Origin of the sequence: Streptomyces sp. NPDC050549 (genome assembly GCF_040655035.1) — a bacterium.
Lineage (GTDB): Bacteria > Actinomycetota > Actinomycetes > Streptomycetales > Streptomycetaceae > Streptomyces.
In genome coordinates this window covers 25,202-43,396 of sequence record NZ_JBFAJD010000007.1, presented here as the reverse complement: position 1 = coordinate 43,396, position 18,195 = coordinate 25,202, and the positions used below count along the sequence as shown (strand labels likewise).

15 protein-coding genes are annotated in these 18,195 nt (G+C 71.8%); 2 read left to right on the top strand and 13 right to left on the bottom strand.

The window, feature by feature from the left end; all coding sequences use genetic code 11:
• Window positions 1–57 precede the first annotated feature (57 nt).
• The gene (locus AB0I51_RS12920; RefSeq protein ID WP_362974281.1) at window positions 58–516 is read left to right on the top strand and encodes a cupin domain-containing protein; all 459 of its coding nucleotides are present in this window, start codon (window positions 58–60) and stop codon (window positions 514–516) included.
• Window positions 517–531: 15 nt separating this feature from the next.
• Here AB0I51_RS12920 and AB0I51_RS12915 read toward each other — a convergent pair whose 3' ends face one another.
• From AB0I51_RS12915 to AB0I51_RS12860, 12 genes are all read right to left on the bottom strand, one after another.
• Entirely contained in the window at window positions 532–2,052 is a 1,521-nt protein-coding gene (locus AB0I51_RS12915) for a zinc ribbon domain-containing protein (RefSeq protein WP_362974279.1), read from the bottom strand.
• Window positions 2,049–2,615, bottom strand: coding sequence for a phage tail protein (locus AB0I51_RS12910; protein ID WP_362974277.1), 567 nt, complete (start codon window positions 2,613–2,615; stop codon window positions 2,049–2,051). Before AB0I51_RS12910 ends, AB0I51_RS12915 begins: the two co-directional genes overlap by 4 nt.
• A gap of 31 nt (window positions 2,616–2,646) precedes the next feature.
• Window positions 2,647–4,605, bottom strand: a complete 1,959-nt coding sequence (locus AB0I51_RS12905) for a putative baseplate assembly protein (protein WP_362974275.1) — start codon at window positions 4,603–4,605, stop codon at window positions 2,647–2,649.
• A 3-nt stretch (window positions 4,606–4,608) separates the two neighbouring features.
• Window positions 4,609–5,055 carry a GPW/gp25 family protein gene (locus AB0I51_RS12900; protein ID WP_362974273.1) on the bottom strand — a complete coding sequence of 149 codons (447 nt, stop codon included), beginning with the start codon at window positions 5,053–5,055 and terminating at the stop codon, window positions 4,609–4,611.
• Between the two features lie 37 nt (window positions 5,056–5,092).
• Complete coding sequence (locus AB0I51_RS12895; protein ID WP_362974271.1) at window positions 5,093–7,000, bottom strand: VgrG-related protein; 1,908 nt, start codon at window positions 6,998–7,000, stop codon at window positions 5,093–5,095.
• Window positions 7,000–7,719, bottom strand: coding sequence for a peptidase M23 (locus tag AB0I51_RS12890; protein WP_362974269.1), 720 nt, complete (start codon window positions 7,717–7,719; stop codon window positions 7,000–7,002). Before AB0I51_RS12890 ends, AB0I51_RS12895 begins: the two co-directional genes overlap by 1 nt.
• 20 nt (window positions 7,720–7,739) lie before the next feature.
• Window positions 7,740–8,162 (bottom strand): phage tail protein, encoded by a 423-nt coding sequence (locus AB0I51_RS12885; RefSeq protein ID WP_362974680.1) that lies wholly within the window; start codon window positions 8,160–8,162, stop codon window positions 7,740–7,742.
• A 68-nt stretch (window positions 8,163–8,230) separates the two neighbouring features.
• Complete coding sequence (locus tag AB0I51_RS12880; RefSeq protein ID WP_362974267.1) at window positions 8,231–8,749, bottom strand: hypothetical protein; 519 nt, start codon at window positions 8,747–8,749, stop codon at window positions 8,231–8,233.
• A 2,967-nt stretch (window positions 8,750–11,716) separates the two neighbouring features.
• Window positions 11,717–11,875: a DUF6760 family protein gene (locus AB0I51_RS12875; protein WP_019075130.1), complete on the bottom strand. Its 159-nt coding sequence runs from the start codon at window positions 11,873–11,875 to the stop codon at window positions 11,717–11,719.
• Window positions 11,872–12,369, bottom strand: a complete 498-nt coding sequence (locus AB0I51_RS12870; RefSeq protein WP_362974265.1) for a hypothetical protein — start codon at window positions 12,367–12,369, stop codon at window positions 11,872–11,874. Before AB0I51_RS12870 ends, AB0I51_RS12875 begins: the two co-directional genes overlap by 4 nt.
• Window positions 12,369–12,812 (bottom strand): phage tail protein, encoded by a 444-nt coding sequence (locus AB0I51_RS12865; protein ID WP_019063375.1) that lies wholly within the window; start codon window positions 12,810–12,812, stop codon window positions 12,369–12,371. Before AB0I51_RS12865 ends, AB0I51_RS12870 begins: the two co-directional genes overlap by 1 nt.
• Before the next feature lie 65 nt (window positions 12,813–12,877).
• Window positions 12,878–14,467 carry a phage tail sheath subtilisin-like domain-containing protein gene (locus tag AB0I51_RS12860; protein WP_362974263.1) on the bottom strand — a complete coding sequence of 530 codons (1,590 nt, stop codon included), beginning with the start codon at window positions 14,465–14,467 and terminating at the stop codon, window positions 12,878–12,880.
• A 281-nt stretch (window positions 14,468–14,748) separates the two neighbouring features.
• Here AB0I51_RS12860 and AB0I51_RS12855 point away from each other — a divergent pair, with 281 nt between their 5' ends.
• Window positions 14,749–16,161: a hydrolase gene (locus AB0I51_RS12855; RefSeq protein ID WP_362974261.1), complete on the top strand. Its 1,413-nt coding sequence runs from the start codon at window positions 14,749–14,751 to the stop codon at window positions 16,159–16,161.
• Between the two features lie 16 nt (window positions 16,162–16,177).
• Here the strand turns inward: AB0I51_RS12855 and AB0I51_RS12850 are convergent, their stop codons facing one another.
• Window positions 16,178–18,184, bottom strand: a complete 2,007-nt coding sequence (locus AB0I51_RS12850) for an ATP-binding protein (RefSeq protein ID WP_362974678.1) — start codon at window positions 18,182–18,184, stop codon at window positions 16,178–16,180.
• Window positions 18,185–18,195 lie beyond the last annotated feature (11 nt).

Sequence of the window (18,195 nt, the reverse complement as noted above, 5' to 3'; positions counted from 1 at the left end):
CCTACTGCCCTACTGTCCTTGGGCGCGCAACGCGCGGCGAACACAAGGGAGTTCGAGATGAACGAGGTTTCCGTGGTCGGTCCGGACGACGGCGAGAGGATCCGTCTGGGCCCGGTCACGATGCGCATCCTGGAGGACGGCAGCACCACCGGCCACCGCCTGGGCATCGGCGAGATCACCCTCGCCCCGCACACCCAGGGCCCGCCGCAGCACCGCCACGGCGAGCAGGACGAGGGTTTCTACGTCGTCTCCGGCACCGTCCACTTCACCGTCGGCGAGACCGTCCACGTCGCCCCGGCCGGCACCCTCGCGATGATCCCGCCCGGCGCCCCGCACACCTTCGCCAACCCCGGCGACGAACCCGCGGTGATGATCAATACCTTCACGCCCGACCTGTTCGTGCAGTACTTCCGCGACCTGCGGGACATGATCGCCGGCGGCCGGGAGTTCAACACCGAGTCGACGATCGAGATGATGAGCCACTACGCCACGGTCCCCGCGACCGACTACGCCTGAGACATTCGCCGTACGTCAGGAACCACCCGAGTTCGACGGGCCGAAGAACTCGATCTCGGCGATGGCCACTTGCTTGCTTCCCGAGGTTCCGTAGGCGGACTCGATGGTGAAGCGCACCGACGTGACCTCCCCGACCCGGAAGGACCGGCGCTGGGCTCCGGCGCCCTGGTCGAGGCTGAGTTCACGGGTGGTCGTCCTTCCGTCGGACGTGGTGATCCGGGCCTCGACACGGTGCGGAAGCGCCGACTGGCTGAGCTGGTCGGCGCGGGTGGAGACGCCCGGGGTGATCAGCACGTCCAGCAGCCGCGTCGGCTCGTCGAACTTCGCCTCCAGCCACTGGCCCTCGCCGGACTGCGACAGACCCGGCCCCCACCAGGTGTTGTTCAGCTTGTCGAAGGCCAACTCCGGCTTGTGGCCCGGGAAGGAGCGGGAAGCGGTGACGCGGTCCGGGGAGACCGGGGCGCGCTTGGCGAAGTGGTCCTTCGCCGCCTGGACACCGCGCGGGATGTTGACGGCCAGCACGATCAGCAGGGTCAGGACGACCGCGGCACCGATCCAGGTCAGCACCCGGTCGAAGGTACGGCGCAGCCGCGGCCGGTCCCCCGCCCACGGGATCTCACCGCTGCGGAACGTGAGCAGCCGCCGCCACCAGGGCAGCCGGCCGGGGACCTGCTCGTCACCGGCCATGGGCATCGCGCACCGGGCGCAGTAGTGCCGGTCCGGCCGGTTGGCCGTCGCGCACCAGGGGCAGGGCACCCCGCCGACCGCGCCGGGTTCGACACCGGGTGCCCGCACGGACTGTGGACGCGCGGCCACCGGGCGGCCGGGCAGCACCGGTGCCACGGAGGGCGCCTGCCGGGGCTCGGGGTCGTCGACCGGAACGAGCAGCCGCCGGGCCCGCTCGGCCTCGGACTCCGGCGCGGTGGCGGGCACCGGCCGGGTGGGGACGGTCCCGTCGTGGGGAAGGTGCGGTACGTCGGGCGCGGGTGCCGGGGAGGGGTGCGGGATCTGGGGCGGGGCCGCCGCGGCGACCGCCGGGTCGGCGGGAAGGGGCGTGGGGTCTCCCGGCACATGGGCAGGCGCAACGGCCCCGGACGCATCGCCGTTCGCCGGCTCCTGCCTTGCACCCGGCGCCTGCCTCGTGCCCGGCTCCTGCCTCGTGCCCGCGCCGGCTGAGTCGTACGAGCCGGCGGCCAGGGCGTCCAGCCGCAGGGACAGTGCGTCGAGTCGGGCCGCGGGGTCGTCCGAGGCCGAACTCCCTCGTGCCGGAACCCTGTTGGCTCCGGTGTCGTTCGTGGTCGGCAGGTCCCGGCGGGTCTGCGACACCCCGGCCGTGTCGGACCGGGAGTAGGCGTCCCAGCCCGGGTCGCCGCCACCGGCCGGGGTGCCGGTGGCGCCCTCGCCGCGTTCGGCCGCCGCCCCGGTGCGTGCGCCCGCGCGGTCCGTCCAGCTCAGGACGGCCCCGCAGGCGTCGCAGAACGACTGGCCCGGTTCCGCGCGGGTTCCGCATTCGGCGCAGCTCTGGGTGGTCGTCATCTCTCGGGGTTCCTTTCGGCGGGCACGGTGGTGGTGACCTGCACCGTGTACGGCATATGGGCGGGGCGGGCCGCCGCCACGAGGGCGTCGAGGCGGTGGGTGTCCAGGGTGGTGGGCGCGGGCAGGCGCAGGAGTACGTGCAGCCGGGGGCTGCGTTCGCCGGGTACCGGACCGAGCGGCCGGGCGTTCCAGTCGGCGGCGCCGCTCTCGGTGATCTCGGGTTCGACACCGAACGCGAGCCGGACGGCCTCGGCGAGGCCGCGCCGGGTGCCGCGGATGCGGTGCAGGTACGTGGCGGCGCCCACGGCGGCCCGCAGCCGCGCCTCCGGTTCGCTGCCGTCGGTCTCCGCACCGACCCAACTGCCCAGCCACTGAACGAAGTCGAGCGGTGCCAGGGACGGCCTGAAGTAGGTGTCCAGGCAGTCCAACACGCTCAGGATCGGCGCTACGACCTCGTCGAGCCCGGCGACGAAACGCTGGGCGAGGTCGTCGTCGGCGAACACGGCGGGCAGCATCGCGCCGATCGGCGCGGACGAGCCGAGGCCGTCCACTGATCCTCTCAACGCGAGCCTCCCGAGCGGGAGTCGGCCGTGGTCATGCGCCGTCTCCGATCACGCGGACGCGGTGGTCGAAGGAGAACACCAGTGACGGCTGCTCCAGGTCGATGCGGTCGGTGGGATCGCCGCGCTTGCCGGTGAGCGGGTCGGCCGGGTGCAGGACGACCTCGTCGACCAACTCGACGCCGGGCACCCGCTGGAGCACCGCGAAGACCTCCCCGGACTGCACGGGACGCCCGAACGGCCAGCCCTTGCCGTCCGATCCGCCGGTGAGCGGGTCGAGGTGGCGGTAGAGGGCGTCGTGGGCCTGGCGGCGCACCCGGTCGGTGTCGACGCCCCGGAAGGCGTGGACCGTGGCGACCACGGTGACGCCCTGATAGAAGGGCGGGCCGACCGCCAACCGGGTCCCGATCAGCCGCCGTTCGTCGAGGTGCCGGGTGATGCGCTCCAACAGGGCGTCGCCGGGCACGAGTTGCTCGAAACGCAGTCGACCGCCGGGGTCGGGCACAGCCTGCGGGACCACCAACACCCGTACGGCATAGGCCCCGTGCTCGGCCTCGTCGCCCTCCAGGCAGGTGATGCGGGCGGTCTCGGGGGCGGCCCGGCGGGACAGTTCCTCGTAGTCGCGGAGGGTCACGGCCCGTTCCTGGGCGCGCAGGGTGATCGGGGCGCGCGTCTTGGCCTCCTGGACGGTCTCGCCGTCCACTCCCCCGCGCGCCGCCTCACGGTTGACGACCTCGGAGACGTATGGGATGGAGCTGCGCAGGATCTGCACCGCGCCCCGGGCCACGTTTCCGGCCCGGCCGCCGCCGGTGCGGTAGCGGCGGGCGCGGATCACCGAGCCCTTGGGGGCGACCATGCCGTACTGGCGCAGCGAGCCGTCGGGTTCGCGGACGGCCGGTCCGAAGGCTAGTTCGCCGGTGGCCGCGTCGAGGGTGATGTGGCGGTCGTGCGGGCCGGAGGCGGCGAAGTGCGGGACGACCTGCCAGTCCGTCCAGCCGTCGTGCTCGGCGGTCTGGAGGAGGAGCGGGGGGTTGTCGCCGACGACGGGTGTGTGCGCGAGCCGCAGCCGTTGCCCCGGCAGGCCGGTGGACTCGCCGAGTGCCTCGTCGTAGACGGTGTCGGCGTGGACGACGGTGGTGGTGCCGCCGATGGTGAAGGCCTCGGCGGAGCGGACGGTCGGCGAGGTGGTGTAGAAGGGCTGGTCGGGGTGGGGTTCGGTGACGCGGCAGCGCAGCCAGCCGGCCTCCTGGCCGCCGTTGCGGGACAGGGTGTGGCCGCCGGGGACATGCAGGACCACCGCGCCGGGGCGGTTGAGGCCGCCGGTGCCGTCGCGGTCCACCTCGCAGGACTGCCAGCCGTCGGCGGTCCACGCCTCCCACACCAGGGGCGGCTGGCGGGGGTCGACGCCGACTCCGTCCACGCGGCTGTCGAGTTCGAGGGCGAGAGCGCAGTGCGGGACAGCGGCGGTGAGGCCGAACAGCATGGAGTCGCCGGGGTCGGGCGACTCGGCGAAGCACATCACATGGTTGCCCTCGGCCAGGTCGTGGGTCCGGTCGACCACCTGCTTGCCCCGGTGCTGCACGACAAGATGCCGCAACGCGGTGGGTACGACGGCGAGTTCGCGCTCAGTGGCGAAGACGACCGCCTCCTCGCCCTCGGTGCGCATCGTCGCCACCTCGGTGCCCAGCGGCACCTGCACCGGTTCCTCCTGCGGCGCCGACAGCCAGAACGTGACGTCGGTGCGGGCCGCGGACGGCGGGAAGAGCGTGATGCCGACCAGGTCGAGGAAGGCCAGGTGGTTCTTGTCCGGTACCCGGTTGAGGCGGTAGACGATCTGGTCGGCCATGTGCGCGACCGTCTCGACGAGGGTGACGCCGGGGTCGGAGACGTTGTGGTCGGTCCACTCCGGGGCGCGCTGCTGGATGTAGCGCTTGGCGTCGTCGACGAACTGCTGGAAGCGCCGGTCGTCGAGGTTCGGGGAGGGCAGAGCCATCGGTCAGTAGTCGCTTTCAGCAGCCGTGCCGGGCGTACCGGGGGTGTCGTCCGGCTCGTCGTGGGACGGGATGACGTAGAAGGGGAAGACGAGGCTGCGCGGGTTGTTGGTGCCGCGGATCGAGTAGCGGACGTCGATGTACAGCACGCTCTGCTCGGTGCCCGCGGTGACCTCGACGTCCTCGACCTCGATGCGCGGCTCCCAGCGGTCGAGGCTGACGTGCACCTCGTGCTGGATCCGGCCCGCGGTCTGCTCGTTGACCGGCGCGAAGACCAGGTCGTGGATGGCGCAGCCGAAGTCGGGCCGCATCGGACGCTCGCCCGGCGCCGTGGACAGCACGAGCCGGATCGCCTCCTCGACCTCGCGCTCCCCACTGACCAGCGCGATCCCGCCGGTCGGCCCGATACGCAGCGGGAACGACCAGCCGGAGCCCACGAATTGTTCGGCCATCAGCCAACACCCGCCTGATCCTTGCCCGTTCGGCCCCTCATGCCGGAATCACCATCGGCACCAGGCCGTTGAGGGTGACCACGCCCATGATCGGCACGGTGACGGCCCGAATGCCCACGTTGGCAATGGAGTTGATCTGGACGCTCGCGCCCGCGGTGAGCATCGCGTTGCCGATCGCCTTCATGTTGAGGGCGCCCATCGCGTCCAACGTGATGGCTCCGGCGGTCGACTTGACGTTGACCAGCCCACGCCCCTCCATGGTCAGCGGCCCGCCGCTCTTGATGGTGAGACTTCGCCGCGCGCTGAGGGTGAGATCGGTACCGGCCTCGACCGACACGGACCGACTGCCCTTGATGGTGACCGCGCCCTTGCTGTCGACGACGATCTCGGTGTTCGTGCGGTCGAGGTTGATCGTCAACTGCTTGTCTCCGGAGGTGAGTCGGACCCCCTGCTTACGGCCGCCGGTCTTCTGGCTGAGCAGGTCCAGCCGGTTGCCGTCCCGGTCGGAGAGGGTGTGCCGGCTCGCCTTCTTCCGCACGGCGTCGTGCAACGGCACGTCACCGACGACGGTCGGCTTGTCCTTGCCGTTGTAGAGCCCGCCGATCACGAACGGATGGTCGAGTGCGCCCCGGTCGAAGGCGACCAGCACCTCGTCGTTGACGTCCATCGGGAACACCCCGCCGCCACCGAGCCCGCCCAGCTGCACGGTCCTCGTCCAGTCGCTGACGTAGGTGTCGTCGAGCCACGGGAACTGGAGCCGCACCCGCCCCTGCTTCAGCGGGTCGTTGACGTCCGTGACAAGGGCGTTGGCGACACCGGGCAGCCGGGGTGCGGTCTCCGAGCCGCCCGAGGCGAGCCCGTACAGCGAACGCCACTGCCGTCCGCTGACCGTCACCCAGGTCTCGTAGTGCTTGCCGTCGCCGAAGACATGCCGTACGGAGGTGACGGTGTACTTGCCCTCGAAGGGTTTTCCCACGTCCGCCAGCGCGACCGGAACTCCCGGGCGCAGCTTGGGATTTCCGCGGGCGACGACCTCCAGCTCGGCGAAGGAGGAGGTGACGTCGTCGGCGAGCGCGTCCGCGGCGAACTTGACCTCGTTCTGCTTGTCGTAGGGCGTGCCCGTCTCGACCAGCTTGGCCGTCTTGAACTTTCCGGCCGCCGCGCCCGGGGTGATGCCGATGCCGATGGCCGGGTTGGAGCTGCCGGGCGCGGTCGCGGTGAGCTTCTTCTTCGTGGTGACGTCCCAGCCGCGCGACTCGACGGTGGCGACCTGGTCGGCGGCGGTCACCGCGGCGCGCAGCCGCAGGATGTCGTGCCCGGCCTGGAGCACGAACGGGCTCTTGTCGCCGTCGGTGTCCGGGGAGGGCGCGCCGGAGGACGGTTTCGGCGCCACGAACTGGAACTTGCCGTCCGCGTCGACCGACATCACCATCTCGTTCTCGTCGGCGAGCCGGGCGAGAAAGTCCCAATCGGTCACATTGGACTGGGAGATGAACTCGTAGACCGTGCGCGTCGACGTGATCCGCCCGATCGGCACGCCGTCCTGGGCGGCGAGTTTGCGGGCGATGTCGGAGGCGCTCTGGTTGCGGTAGGCGGCCACCCGGCGCTGCCGCAGCAGCCGGTGCCCGAAGTCGTAGCCGCGTACGACGGTGAAGGTGCCGGTGCCGTCGTAGTCGGCCTCAAGTCCGGTGACCTCACCGGTGAGCAGCGGGTCGGAGGCGCCCTGCCCGTCGGCGACCGGAGCGATGACGACCTTCGTCCCGAAGGTGACCCCGAGCTTCCCGAGGATCAGGCGGTACGGATCCCGGAAGGTGAGCCGGAATGCCGCCGGCACCCCGACACCCTGGTCGACATAGCTGTCGACGAGGCAACGCGCGTACTCCGAGGGGAGTTTGGCACCACCGATCTTCACCTCGACGACGTTCGAGAACGCGGACTTCACCATCAGGAACGCACCTCCTCGGCGGCGGGCAGCACGAGTTCGACACCGTTCGCGAGCCGCGTCGGGTCGTCGATCCCGTTGGCCTCGGCTATCGCCCGCCACGCGGCGGAGTCTCCGTACTCCCGCCAGGCCAGCGACTGCAACGAGTCGCCCGCGACGACCCGGTGCACACGCCGCGCGGTGAGCGCGCCCGAAGTCGGGTTCTGGCCCTTGGTGTTGCTCGGGATCTCGTGCAGTTGCAGTCGGCAGGTGGCCCGGATGGGCACGCCGGTCGTCCCGAAGAGCGAGTAGGCGGCCTCGACGGAGGAGACGTAGGCGGTGAACCGGGCGGTGGAGAACGACCCCCACTGGAACACCACCCAAGGCGGTGAAGGCTGTTTGGCCGCAATGGACTTGGTGGTCACGTCGCAGCAGGCGAGCAGCGACTCGACCTTCTTCAGCACCGAGTTGCTGGACGGCTCGTCGGAGGAGTCGAGGAAAATCTCCACGCTCATCTCACGCGGCTCCGAACCCATGAACTCCGGTAGGGAGCCGTCCCGTTCGATCTGTGCCGGGGTCGTCTTCCACTGGGCGCGGCGGGTGAGCGACAGCTGCGCCGGGTTGAAGTCGAAGGCGAAGGTCTTGATGAGTCCGCCCGGGGTGGTGCTGCCTCCGACGGGCGGCTCGTGAATGGCGAGACTCGCCCGGACAAGGCTTTTGCCCGCGCCTCTGCTGGTGGCCATGGTCTGCTTCCCGCCCCCGCTCAGTCCGTGAATCCGTGGTGGGCGATCTCCAGCACCTCGGTGGCGACGGCGGGCCCGGCCGGGTCGAGGGACGGCCCCTGCCAGCTCACCGGCAGCACATCGATCAGCCCCCAGTGCGCGACCTCGGACCCGTCTGCGCGCAGCGCCGCGATCTGCCCGGTGGGCCGCTTGATCCCGGTCTGCACGGACGAGATCCACTTGGCGACCTTGGAGGTGTCCGGGGTCAGCGGGCGGGTCAGCCGGATGGTGGAGAAGGTGACACGGGTGGGCAGTTGCCATACGAAGCCGTTGTTGCCGCCTTCCTGCCGGTGCTCGATCTCCACCTGCGACGACAGCCCTTCGCACCCGTTGAAGTAGCCGAGGCTCTCGCCGTCGATGCTGAGGGTGAACCAGATGGTGGAGCCCGGGTCGAGGCGGGACATCGGGGGTGGGCCTTTCTGTCGTTGCGGTGCGGTGATGCGGTCGGTGCGGCGGTGCGGTGCCATGACGGTCAGCGGCGGGGGTCGCGGAGTTTGCCGATCCGTTCGCGGTCCAGGCGGAGTTCCGTGCGGATCAGGCGGGTGATGCGGCCGATGATCCGGTGCACGAGTTCGTCGAGCTGGAAGTCGGTGAGGTCACGGGGGTCGAACTGGCCGGCGGGGATGGCTTCGTAGGCGGGGGGAGAAGAGGCGGCGGCGGCGGTCGAGGAGTAGGGGGGTGGGGGCGGGTCTGCGGGCGAAGACGGCTGGGAGGGGGGCGGGGTGTAGGCCGGTGGGGGGCCGGCGGGGGGCGGCGCGACGGCGGGAACGGCGGGGGCGAGGGAGGGGCCGAGGGTGGCGGCGATGCCGGTGCTGATGCCGGTACCGGCGGTGCGAGCACCGGGTGCCTTCCTGGCTGGGCGGACACGGTTGAGGGTCGAGGAGACCGCGGAGGAGAAGCTGCGCTGGACCGGGAGGGGGTGGGGCGGGGCGGCGGGGGTGGAGGTGCGGTGGCCAAGGGGTGCTGGTCGGTGGGCTAGGGGGGTGGACACCGGGAGGGGGGTGCGAGGGGCGGGGGTGGCGGGGCGTAGGGGTACTACGGGTAGGGCGGGGACGCTTGTCGGATTGGGAGTGGCGGAGGGGCCGGGGGTCCTCGGTAGTACGGGGGTGACCGGGGCTCCGAGGGGGATGGGGGCTGCGGGAGTTCCGGGTACTACGGGTGTGGGCGGTGCGGGGTGACCGACGGGGGTGACGGGGGTGACGGGCCTGTCGGGGGCTGTACGGCGGTGACGTTGTACGGCGGTGGGGGTGGAGGACGACGGGGGTGAGAGGCGCTGGAGCAGGGGTGCGCCGGGAGAGGGTGCGAGGGGAGAGGTCCCGTGGGGAAGCGTGAGGTCGGGCGGGGTCGGGCCGGGCTGCGTCGGCTTCGTGGTGCGGGACTGGATCGTGGCTGAGCGCGGGGGTACGGCCGAGGACGAGGTCGCGCGTTCGGCTGCGGAGGCCGTCGCCGCTGGGGGTTGAGTCAGGGCCGAGGGTCGGGGTCCGGCCGAGGCTCCGGGGCCGACCGGGGACGGACCCACGGCCGAGGGCGAAGTCATTGCCTGGGGTGGGGGCGGGGCCGAGGCTCGGGGTCCGACCGGGGACGACATCAGGGACGAGGACGGGGTCGGCAACGGAAGCGGAGCCGGGGGCGGGCTCACCACCGGTGCTTCGGTCGGCCGGGGCTCGATGGTCGGGCGGGCGGCGGGTGAGGGGGCGACGGCCGAGGGAGTGTGCGGGGGCGGCACAGACGTGCTCGGGGCGACGCTTCGCTGGACCGAGAGCCCCTGACCAGACGACGGCGGGGTTGTGGAGCCGCCCGGGGCTCCGACCATTCGGTCCATTCGGTCTGTGGTGGTCGGTCGCACGGCAGACGGCTGCGTGACACCTGGACCCGTCCCCTCCGACGAAACCTGCGGGCCAGACACAACAGGCATGCCAGGAGCCGCACTTCGCCGAACCACCGGCACCGAACCCGCTGCCCACGACACAGTCGAGCCAGCCGGGGCTCCGATCGGCCGGGGCGGGATGCTCGGGTGCGCGTCGTTGGAGGGTGTGGTTGCCGCGCGGGTCTGCCCTGACGGTGCGGGCGTGCTCGGGGTGACGCCGCGTTGGGTCGTCGGCCCCGGAACCTGTGCCGCCGGGGCTGCGGCGTGCCGGTGCGTGCCGGGCGGGTGTGCGGTGGTCGGGAACGTGGTGGTGGCTGGAGGGGCGGCGGCCGAGGGTGTCTGCGGAGGGGGTGGAGGTGTGCTTGGGGCCACGCTGCGCTGGATCGCCGGGCCCTGGGCCAGGGGCAGGTTCAGGGCCCGGGCCCGGCCCTGGCCCGACGCCGGCCTCGAATCTGATTCCGTACGGCGACCAGTGCCCGCTGGCGGGATCGGCGATCCGGTGAGGGGCTTGGCGTCTGCCGGTGTCGTGGTGACGGGAGCGCCGAGAGGTGAGCGGCGCCGGGCGGGGGTGATCGCCGCCGGAGCCGGGGAGTTGGCGGCCTGCGAGGGCGGAGACAGGGCGGGCGTTGCCGAACCTGACGCCGGAACCGGAATCGGAACCGTTCCCGGAGCCGTGGCCGAATCGCCTTTCGGGGAGCGGGCGTTGGTTGTCCCGGCCGATGCGGAGTGAGCGGCCGTGCGTGGCACTGGCCGCTGCCGTGTCTCGTTCGGACGTGTGGTGAGCGGGGCGCCGAGGGGTACGCGGGGCGCGGTGCCGCGTTGGACCTGGGGCGCGGGAGGGGTCGTAGTACCAGGGGTTGGAGTGTTCCCCGATTCCGCAGGGGGCGGTGGCGGTGTTGTCGCCGGGGTGTGGGAGCGGGGCTCGACGGAGTCGCCGTCAGGCGGGGCGGAGGCAGGCAGCGCGCGCTGTACGGGCGTCGAAGCGCGAGGGCTGCCCGGTGGCGTCGGGGCGGCAACTGTCGTGTCCGGTGCGGTGATCCCCCGCCGCACGCTGTGCGTCCCGTGCCCGCTCCCGGAAGCGGGAGCCGCGCCGCGACCCGTGCTGGGGCCGTCGGGCTCGTCGCCACCCCCTGCCAGACGCGCCGGCGGAGTCGCGGAGCGAGGCGAAGGACCTTGCGGCGCAGCCGAGTTGGCCGCCGGTCGGCGTTGCACGGCGGGCTTCGCCGCATCCGGGCCCACGACGGTCGGCCCACTCCGATCGCCCGAAACACCCGGAGACTCCGGAGCCGCGAACGAGTCGGGGGACTCGTCGCCCGCAACAGCTCCCCCGCGCTTCCAGTCACTCGAGCCCTGCCCCGAACCACCCCCAGCAACAGTCGAGTTCCGCCGGGCAACGAGCCGCCGCTCCACCGCGGCCGTACCCGCCCCGGCCCGCGTCAACGACCCCGACGCCGACGCCGACCGAGGTGACTCCGAGGGCACCGGAGTCACCCGTACACCCGAAACCGGACGCACCGCGCCGGCCACGGGATCCGACCCACCCGGCCTCACTGCCTCCGTCCGTACACCGGAGGAACCGCCCCGCGCGAGAGGCACCCTCCGCCCCGCAAGGGCACTCGCACTCCCACTCGTACCGGCCCGCAACGGAACCGCCGGCGCCCGCTCCGCCGAAACCGCCGTGGCACGGCCGGCCAACGGCAGCTCCCCCGCGGGCCGCCCCAGACTCGGGACTGCCCGCGGCATCGCCGCCGCAGGCGCGGATCCCGCGATCCGGGCGCTGCGCTCCGCGTCCAGCACCGCACGGAACCCCGTGCCTGTGAAGGACGGGTTCTGCCAGGTGGGCAGCCGCGCGCCGAACCCGGCGTCGGCCACCCCGGTACCGCCCACCGCGGAGGCCCGCCGGATCGGCGCCAGCCCCGGCCAGGCGGCCACCCTCACACCAGGTCCGGTGGAACCCGTAGACCCCGTAGAACCCGAAGAACTGTCGGACTCCGAGTCAGGGTTCGCACCCACATCACCACCCACAGGCCCTTCGACCCGCCCCTGACCCCGCCCCCGCAACCGCAACCGCCGGTCCAAGAACCCCACAGCTCAGCCCTCCGTCCCGGCTCGCGTCACCAGGGACGCGATCTCGCCGGTGTAGCGACGGCGGTCGTGGTGTTCGAGGTCCAGGATGTCCTCCAGGCTCCAGTGGAAGTGGTAGGCGACGTACGCGATCTCCTCGTGCAGCCGGTCGGTCGCGTACGTCACGATTCCCCCAGGCGGCTCCCGCCGAGCTCCACCTCGAAGGGTTCCGCGCAGTGCGGGCACTGAACTGCCGCGCGGGTGTGGCCCTCCGCGTTGATCTGGCGGTAGAAGTCCTGGAGGAAGGCGAGGTCGGAGGCGAACATGTTCTCCACGATCCCGTCGTGGACCATGGGTACCGACCCCAGCCGGGTGATCACCCGGCCGAGCAGCACCACCGACAGATACGCCGGGTTCTCCTGCACCCGGACGTCCCGCAGTGGCACCAACTCGTCGCGCGCGGTGGCCAGTCGCATCACACCGTCCTGGTGGACCGTGCCGGACTCGTCGACATAGCCGCGCGGCAGCTGGAAGGGGAATTCGGTCCGCAGGGTCTGCCGTACGGCCGGAGCGGCGGCCGGAGCAGGGGCCTGTACCGGGCCCGCTCCCACTTCGGCCGAAGACTCCGCACTCGGCGTCGCCGCAGCCGGCGCCCCCGCCGCCACCCCCGAACGTCGCATTATTCGATGACCAGTTCTTCGAACACGATGGTCACGGACTCGGTGAGCGCGGCGGCCTCGCCCGCCTTTACCGTGCTCGCGTCGATCTTGCTGCACCAGGCGTTGCGCAGGTGGTAGCGCTTCACGGGGTTGTTCTGGAAGTCCATCATGATGATCGACGCGTTCTTGCGCGCGGTGGTCATCTGGCCGGAGATCGACTCGTTGATCCACTGGGTGAACGAGGCCGACTGGGTCATGCCCCGGATGACGGTGCAGGTGCCGTTCTTCTTCACGCCCGGCAGGTTCTTGACGACGTTCTGGCCGTTGGGGGTGTTCTGCTGGTAGGTGATGACGTCCTGCTCGATGCTGAGGCCGCTGACCTCGGCGAGGTACTCGACCATCACGCCGTCGATCTGCAGGCCGAAATTGTGTGAGGTGAGGGCGTCACCCGGCTGGAGACTCATGAATTCGCTGTCTTTCTAGGGGTGTTGAGAACTGCCTGGAGCGGCGGTGGGCACGCCGGGCTCGCCTACTCCTCCAGTTCCCCGCTGCCGCTGGAGAACTGGGCCAGCCGGAAGATCACGAACTCGGCCGGCTTGACCGGCGCGATGCCGATCTCGCAGACGACCCGGCCGACGTCGACCGACTCCGGCGGGTTGGTCTCTTCGTCGCACTTGACGTAGTACGCCTCTTCGGGCCGCTGGCCGAACAGGGCGCCGCTGCGCCACTCGTTGACCAGGAAGGCCGAGATGTTGCGCCGGATGCGCGCCCACAGGGCGTGGTCGTTCGGCTCGAACACCACCCACTGGGTGCCGATCAGGATCGACTCCTCCAGGTAGTTGAAGTACCGGCGGATGTTGAGGTAGCGCCAGGCCGGGTCGGAGGACATGGTGCGGGCACCCCAGACGCGGATGCCGCGGCCGGGGAAGGCGCGGATGCAGTTGACGCCGATGGGGTTCAGGAGGTCCTGTTCGCCGCGGGTGATCTGCGTTTCGAGGTCGACGGCGCCGCGTACGACCTCGTTGGCGGGCGCCTTGTGCACGCCGCGCTCGGAGTCGTTGCGGGCCCAGATACCGGCGATGTGGCCGCTCGGCGGGATCAGCCGGGACTGTCCGCTGGACGGGTCGAAGGTCTTGATCCACGGGTAGTACAGGGCCGCGTACTTGGAGTCGTAGCCCGCGGTCTCCTGCCGCCAGACACGGATCTGACGGGCGTTCAGGCTCGGCGGCGGGTCGATGACGGCGACGCGGTCGCCCATCAGCTCGCAGTGTGCGATCAGACCCAGCTGGACGGCCTTGACGGCCTCCAGGTCGATCGCGCCGCGCTGGTAGGCGGCCATCAGGTCGGGCACCGCGACCATGGAGATCTCGTCCACGGCCTCCAGACCGCCGAAGCCGGTGCGGTCGGCGGAGTCGCCGAGGTAGGTGGCGGGACCAGGATGTGACGCCGTGTCACTTCCCTTGCCGGGTACGGCGGGTGCGGACGCGGCGGCGGGAGCCCTGAGCGCGACCGTCTGGTTGTCCGGGCGGGCCAGCTGGGCGGCGGGCGCGGACTCGGTCACGGTGATGAGCTTGGAGCGCTCCTTGACCTGGGTGACGACGTAGTTGCGGCCGCCCTTCTTGGCGGTCACGTCGAAGCTCTCGACGTCCCGACCGGCGTCCTTGACGATCAGCCGGAACCGCTCGGCGGGTCCCTCGCCCTCGGCGTCGGCCACCTCGACGGTCAGGTCGCCGGGTGCCACGGCCGTCACGGCGAAGGTGCCGAGCTGGGCCGGCTCGCCGGCCGTCAGCGCGGCCGGGGCCGTCGAACCGGCTACGGCGGACGGAGACTTGGACTCCGTCGAGGTGCCCTCCGCGGTGCCGCCGACGCGGACGACGTAGGCGGCCGAACCGCCGTTGTTGAAGAAGCCGTAGACGGAGTGCGCGAGGTAGTACCCGTCGGTGAACTCACCGAAGGCAGCCACGTACTGCGTCCAGTTGGTCACCAGGGTCGGCTCGTTCAGCGGACCGGTCGGGGCCAGACCCACGAAGGCCGCCACCGAGGTGCCCACTCCCTCGATGGGGCGCGAGCCGCTGGCCACCTCCTCGACGTAGACGCCGGGCGACAGGTAGGACGGCATGCTCTGCTCTCCTCGGGGTACGAGATAAGACGCTCTTAACCCTCACGCGGGTGCCCCGGCCGCCGAAACGTCCTCGGGTGCCTGTCCCGGGGCAACTTCCGTGCCCTCAGGGGCAGTCCGCTCGACTGCCGCGAGCTGCCCGGCGGTGCCCTTCCGGGCCGTCGCGACGGATGTCCTCACCGCTCAGGCGGCAACCGCGTTTACGACGGCGCCCCTTTGGGCAACCTCCCCTGCCCCGGCGACTCCTGACGTCCCCTCACCATCCGTCGTAGCGTCGGCTCATGAGTCTGTGGACCTCCCTGGAGCCCGCGTCCGCGACCGTCGATCCCGGTGGCAGTACCCGAGTGCGGCTGCGGCTGCGCAACACCGGCGACGTCGTGGACGAGTACCGCTTCGAGCCGGTCGGGGGCATCGCGCCCTGGACCACCGTGGAGCCGCAGACGCTGCGGCTCTACCCGGGCACGACGGGCACGGTCGATCTGACGTTCGCGCCGCCGCGCACCCCGGACGCGACGGCCGGCCCGAACCCCTACGCGGTACGGATCACGCCGACCGAGCACCCGGAGGCGGTCACCGTCCCCGAGGGCAATCTGACGATCACCCCGTTCACCGAGGTGCGGGCGGAGCTGGTGCCGCCGACGGTCAAGGGCCGGTTCCGGGGCCGTCCCCGGCTGGCCGTGGACAACCTCGGCAACACCAAGCTGACGGCGTCCATCAACGGCAGCGACAACGGCGACCAGCTGTCGTACGACATCCATCCGGGCAATGTGCAGATCGAGCCGGGCCGGGCCGCGTTCGTCAAGGCGTCCCTGAAGCCCCGGAAGATCATCTGGTTCGGGCCGAAGGAGCAGCGGCCGTACACGCTGAACGTGCTGCGGTCCGGCGCCAACCCCCTTCCCGTGGAAGGGACTTACCTCCAGCGGGGGTTCCTGCCGCGCTGGCTCGCCACCTTCCTCGGGGCCGTCCTCGCGCTGGCGCTCACCTTCCTGATGCTGTGGATCGCGTACAAGCCGCAGGTGCGGACGACCGCCACCGAGCAGCTCAAGGACGCGGGCGTCAGCACCCTCGCGCCCGCTCCCTCGCCAACCGCGAGCGTGCCGGCGCCGCCCTCCGAGACGGCCGCGGCTCCCCCGCCGGTCGCCGTGACCTCGACCGCCGCGGCGGCGGGCGGCGGCGGATCCACGGCGTCCACCAAGCCCAAACCCAAACCGGCGACGGCCGCGACCGCGGTGAAGAAGCTGGCCGCCAAGGATTCGGGCCGGCACATCTGCTACCGCGCCTTCATCGCGGGCGACGGCTGGACGGACGCGGTGTGCGACGGGGCAGCGACCGGCACGGTCGACGACGCCAAGCAGATCACGGCCCTGAACATCGCCGTCTCCGGCTCCCTCGGTTCGGCCGCCAACGCCTTCATCCACAACCCCGCCTCGACCGACGGCAACGGTATGTGGGAGCCGCAGTGGACGGCGATCGTCGCGGACAACAAGGACAACTACATCGGCAGTTCGAAGGACGGCGCCCCGTACATGACGGGCCTCGCCATCAACATCGGCAGCGGCCAGGTCTGCGAGACGACCCGCAACACGGGCTACGACTGGGGCGGTCAGGGGTGCGCGGACGCGCGCCCCAAGTACATCTTCGGCGGCACTCTCGACAACTCCCGCTGGCTGGTGGCCGTCAAGTTCACGGTGTAGCAGGGTCGTTGGGCGGCTACCAGGTGCCCTCGCCGGGCACCAGCCGTCCGGCCTTGCGGTACTCGCGGCGGGCCCCCTCCAGGAGGTCCGCCGCACCGACCGTGCCCCCGCGTCCGGCGGCGAGATAGGCGGCGGTGACGACCGCGCTGCGGATGGAGCCGCCGGCGAGCTCGAACTCCTTTGCCAGCGGCGCGAGTTCGAGGTCGGGCGCGCTCGGCACATGGGTCAGGCCGTGGAGCCACAGGGCGAGGCGCTGCGCCGGGTCGGGGAACGGGAAGTCGACGACCAGGTCGAGCCGGCGGGTGAACGCCTCGTCGATGTTGGCGCGCAGGTTGGTGGTGAGCAGCGCGATCCCGTCGAAGGACTCCAGCCGTTGGAGCAGATAGGCGCTCTCCATGTTGGCGTAGCGGTCGTGCGAGTCCTTCACCTCCGACCGCTTGCCGAAGACCGCGTCGGCCTCGTCGAAGAGGAGCACGGCGTCGGTGCGGTCGGCCTCCGTGAAGATCCGTTCCAGGTTCTTCTCGGTCTCGCCGATGTACTTGTCGACGACCGACGACAGCTGAACCACATAGAGATCCAGGCCGAGTTCGGCCGCGACGACCTCCGCCGACAGTGTCTTGCCGGTACCGGACTCACCGGCGAACAGCCCGAGCACGCCCCGCCCCCGGCCGCCGCCCGCACTGAGCCGCCAGTCACCGAGGACCCGGTCCCGGTGCCGGGCGCGCAGGGCGAGTTCGTGAAGCTGGGTCAGTGACCGGTCGGGCAGGACCAGGTCCCGCCAGTCGACCGCGGGCCGGATGCGGCGGGCGTGCTGTTCGAGTCCCGACGCCGATTGCTGGCGGGCGGCGAGCCGCAGATGGGCGGCGGTCAGCGGGGTCCCGTCGAACGCGGCGAGCCCCCGGGCCGCACGCGCGGCGCGCGCGATGCGGTCGGCGCCGAGGTGGTACGGCGCGACGGTGGCCCGTACGTCGAAGCCGTCGTCCTCGCCGACGGCCGCCGTCCAGGCACGCAGCGCCGCGGCCCGCTGCCGGGGCGCCTCCAGGATCAGCGGGTCGCTCTCGCACCACTGCGGGTCGTACGGGCGGGCCCCGGCGAACACCACGGAGACATCGGTGACTGCCGTCAACGCCTTCACCAGCGCGCCGGGTTGGTCGGGCAGCCCGCTCACCACGACCGTACGGCCGCCCAGCCGCGCCTCGCGCAGCAGCTCCGGCACCCGCTCGACGGGGCCGGAGAAACGCAGGGCGGGCACCCGCGCCGCGTCCAGCGCTGCCGACACGCACACGAGCCCGTCGCCCTCGTGGCGTTCCCTCAGATACACGGCGAGCGGCGGCCCATCGGCGAGCAGTGCGGCCAGCCGGCCCACGAAGTGCGTGAACTCGTCGTCCCCGCCCGGGTCTTGGCCGTCGTACGGCACTCTCGGCGCGATCAGTGGGTGGAGGTGGCCGGCGAGGGCCGCGTCCGGGGTGTCGTCGCCGAGCAGGTGGGCCACGATGCGGTCCGGTACCCGCAAGGAGCGGCTGAGGAAGGGGCGTTCGGGTTCCTCCACGGTGAGGAGGCCGAGGGCGGAGAGCGGGGCCGTGGGATGGAAGCGGGCCCGCCCCTCCGCGTCGTGGGCCGGGATGCCGCAGAGGTCGAGGGCGAGTCCCGCGGTGGCCCGGCGGCGACTGACGTCGTCGTTGAGGTAGCCGTAGAGGGGCTCGAAGGTGCGGTCCAGGTCGGGGGCGAGGGCGATGAGGAGGAGGGCGGTGTCTAGGTCGGTCAGGCGCAGGGCGGCGAGGCGGTCGGTCCGGTCGGGTGCCAATTCCCGGGAGGCTGGGGCCGGTTCGGGTGACCGCAGGAGCAGGTACTCCACCGCCTCCCCGGAGAGGTAGAGGCCGCGCAGCGGGTCGGTGGCCGTGGGGTCGGTGGCGGAGCGCTGTGCGACGAGCAGGGCGACGCGCTCGCGGAGGCGGGCCAGCCGGGCGAGGAGAGCGCCGGCCTCATCGCCCCTGAAGGTCGCGTCAACGTCCCCGGCGGCCACGCCGACATCCT

Bases quoted from the DNA above. Each gene is read 5' to 3' on its own strand.
- AB0I51_RS12865 (WP_019063375.1), bottom strand. From the start codon at position 12,812: ATGAGTCTCCAGCCGGGTGACGCCCTCACCTCACACAATTTCGGCCTG.
- AB0I51_RS12895 (WP_362974271.1), bottom strand. From the start codon at position 7,000: ATGGTGAAGTCCGCGTTCTCGAACGTCGTCGAGGTGAAGATCGGTGGT.
- AB0I51_RS12855 (WP_362974261.1), top strand. From the start codon at position 14,749: ATGAGTCTGTGGACCTCCCTGGAGCCCGCGTCCGCGACCGTCGATCCC.
- AB0I51_RS12900 (WP_362974273.1), bottom strand. From the start codon at position 5,055: ATGGCCGAACAATTCGTGGGCTCCGGCTGGTCGTTCCCGCTGCGTATC.
- AB0I51_RS12890 (WP_362974269.1), bottom strand. From the start codon at position 7,719: ATGGCCACCAGCAGAGGCGCGGGCAAAAGCCTTGTCCGGGCGAGTCTC.
- AB0I51_RS12870 (WP_362974265.1), bottom strand. From the start codon at position 12,369: ATGCGACGTTCGGGGGTGGCGGCGGGGGCGCCGGCTGCGGCGACGCCG.
- AB0I51_RS12915 (WP_362974279.1), bottom strand. From the start codon at position 2,052: ATGACGACCACCCAGAGCTGCGCCGAATGCGGAACCCGCGCGGAACCG.
- AB0I51_RS12905 (WP_362974275.1), bottom strand. From the start codon at position 4,605: ATGGCTCTGCCCTCCCCGAACCTCGACGACCGGCGCTTCCAGCAGTTC.
- AB0I51_RS12885 (WP_362974680.1), bottom strand. From the start codon at position 8,162: ATGTCCCGCCTCGACCCGGGCTCCACCATCTGGTTCACCCTCAGCATC.
- AB0I51_RS12860 (WP_362974263.1), bottom strand. From the start codon at position 14,467: ATGCCGTCCTACCTGTCGCCCGGCGTCTACGTCGAGGAGGTGGCCAGC.
- AB0I51_RS12920 (WP_362974281.1), top strand. From the start codon at position 58: ATGAACGAGGTTTCCGTGGTCGGTCCGGACGACGGCGAGAGGATCCGT.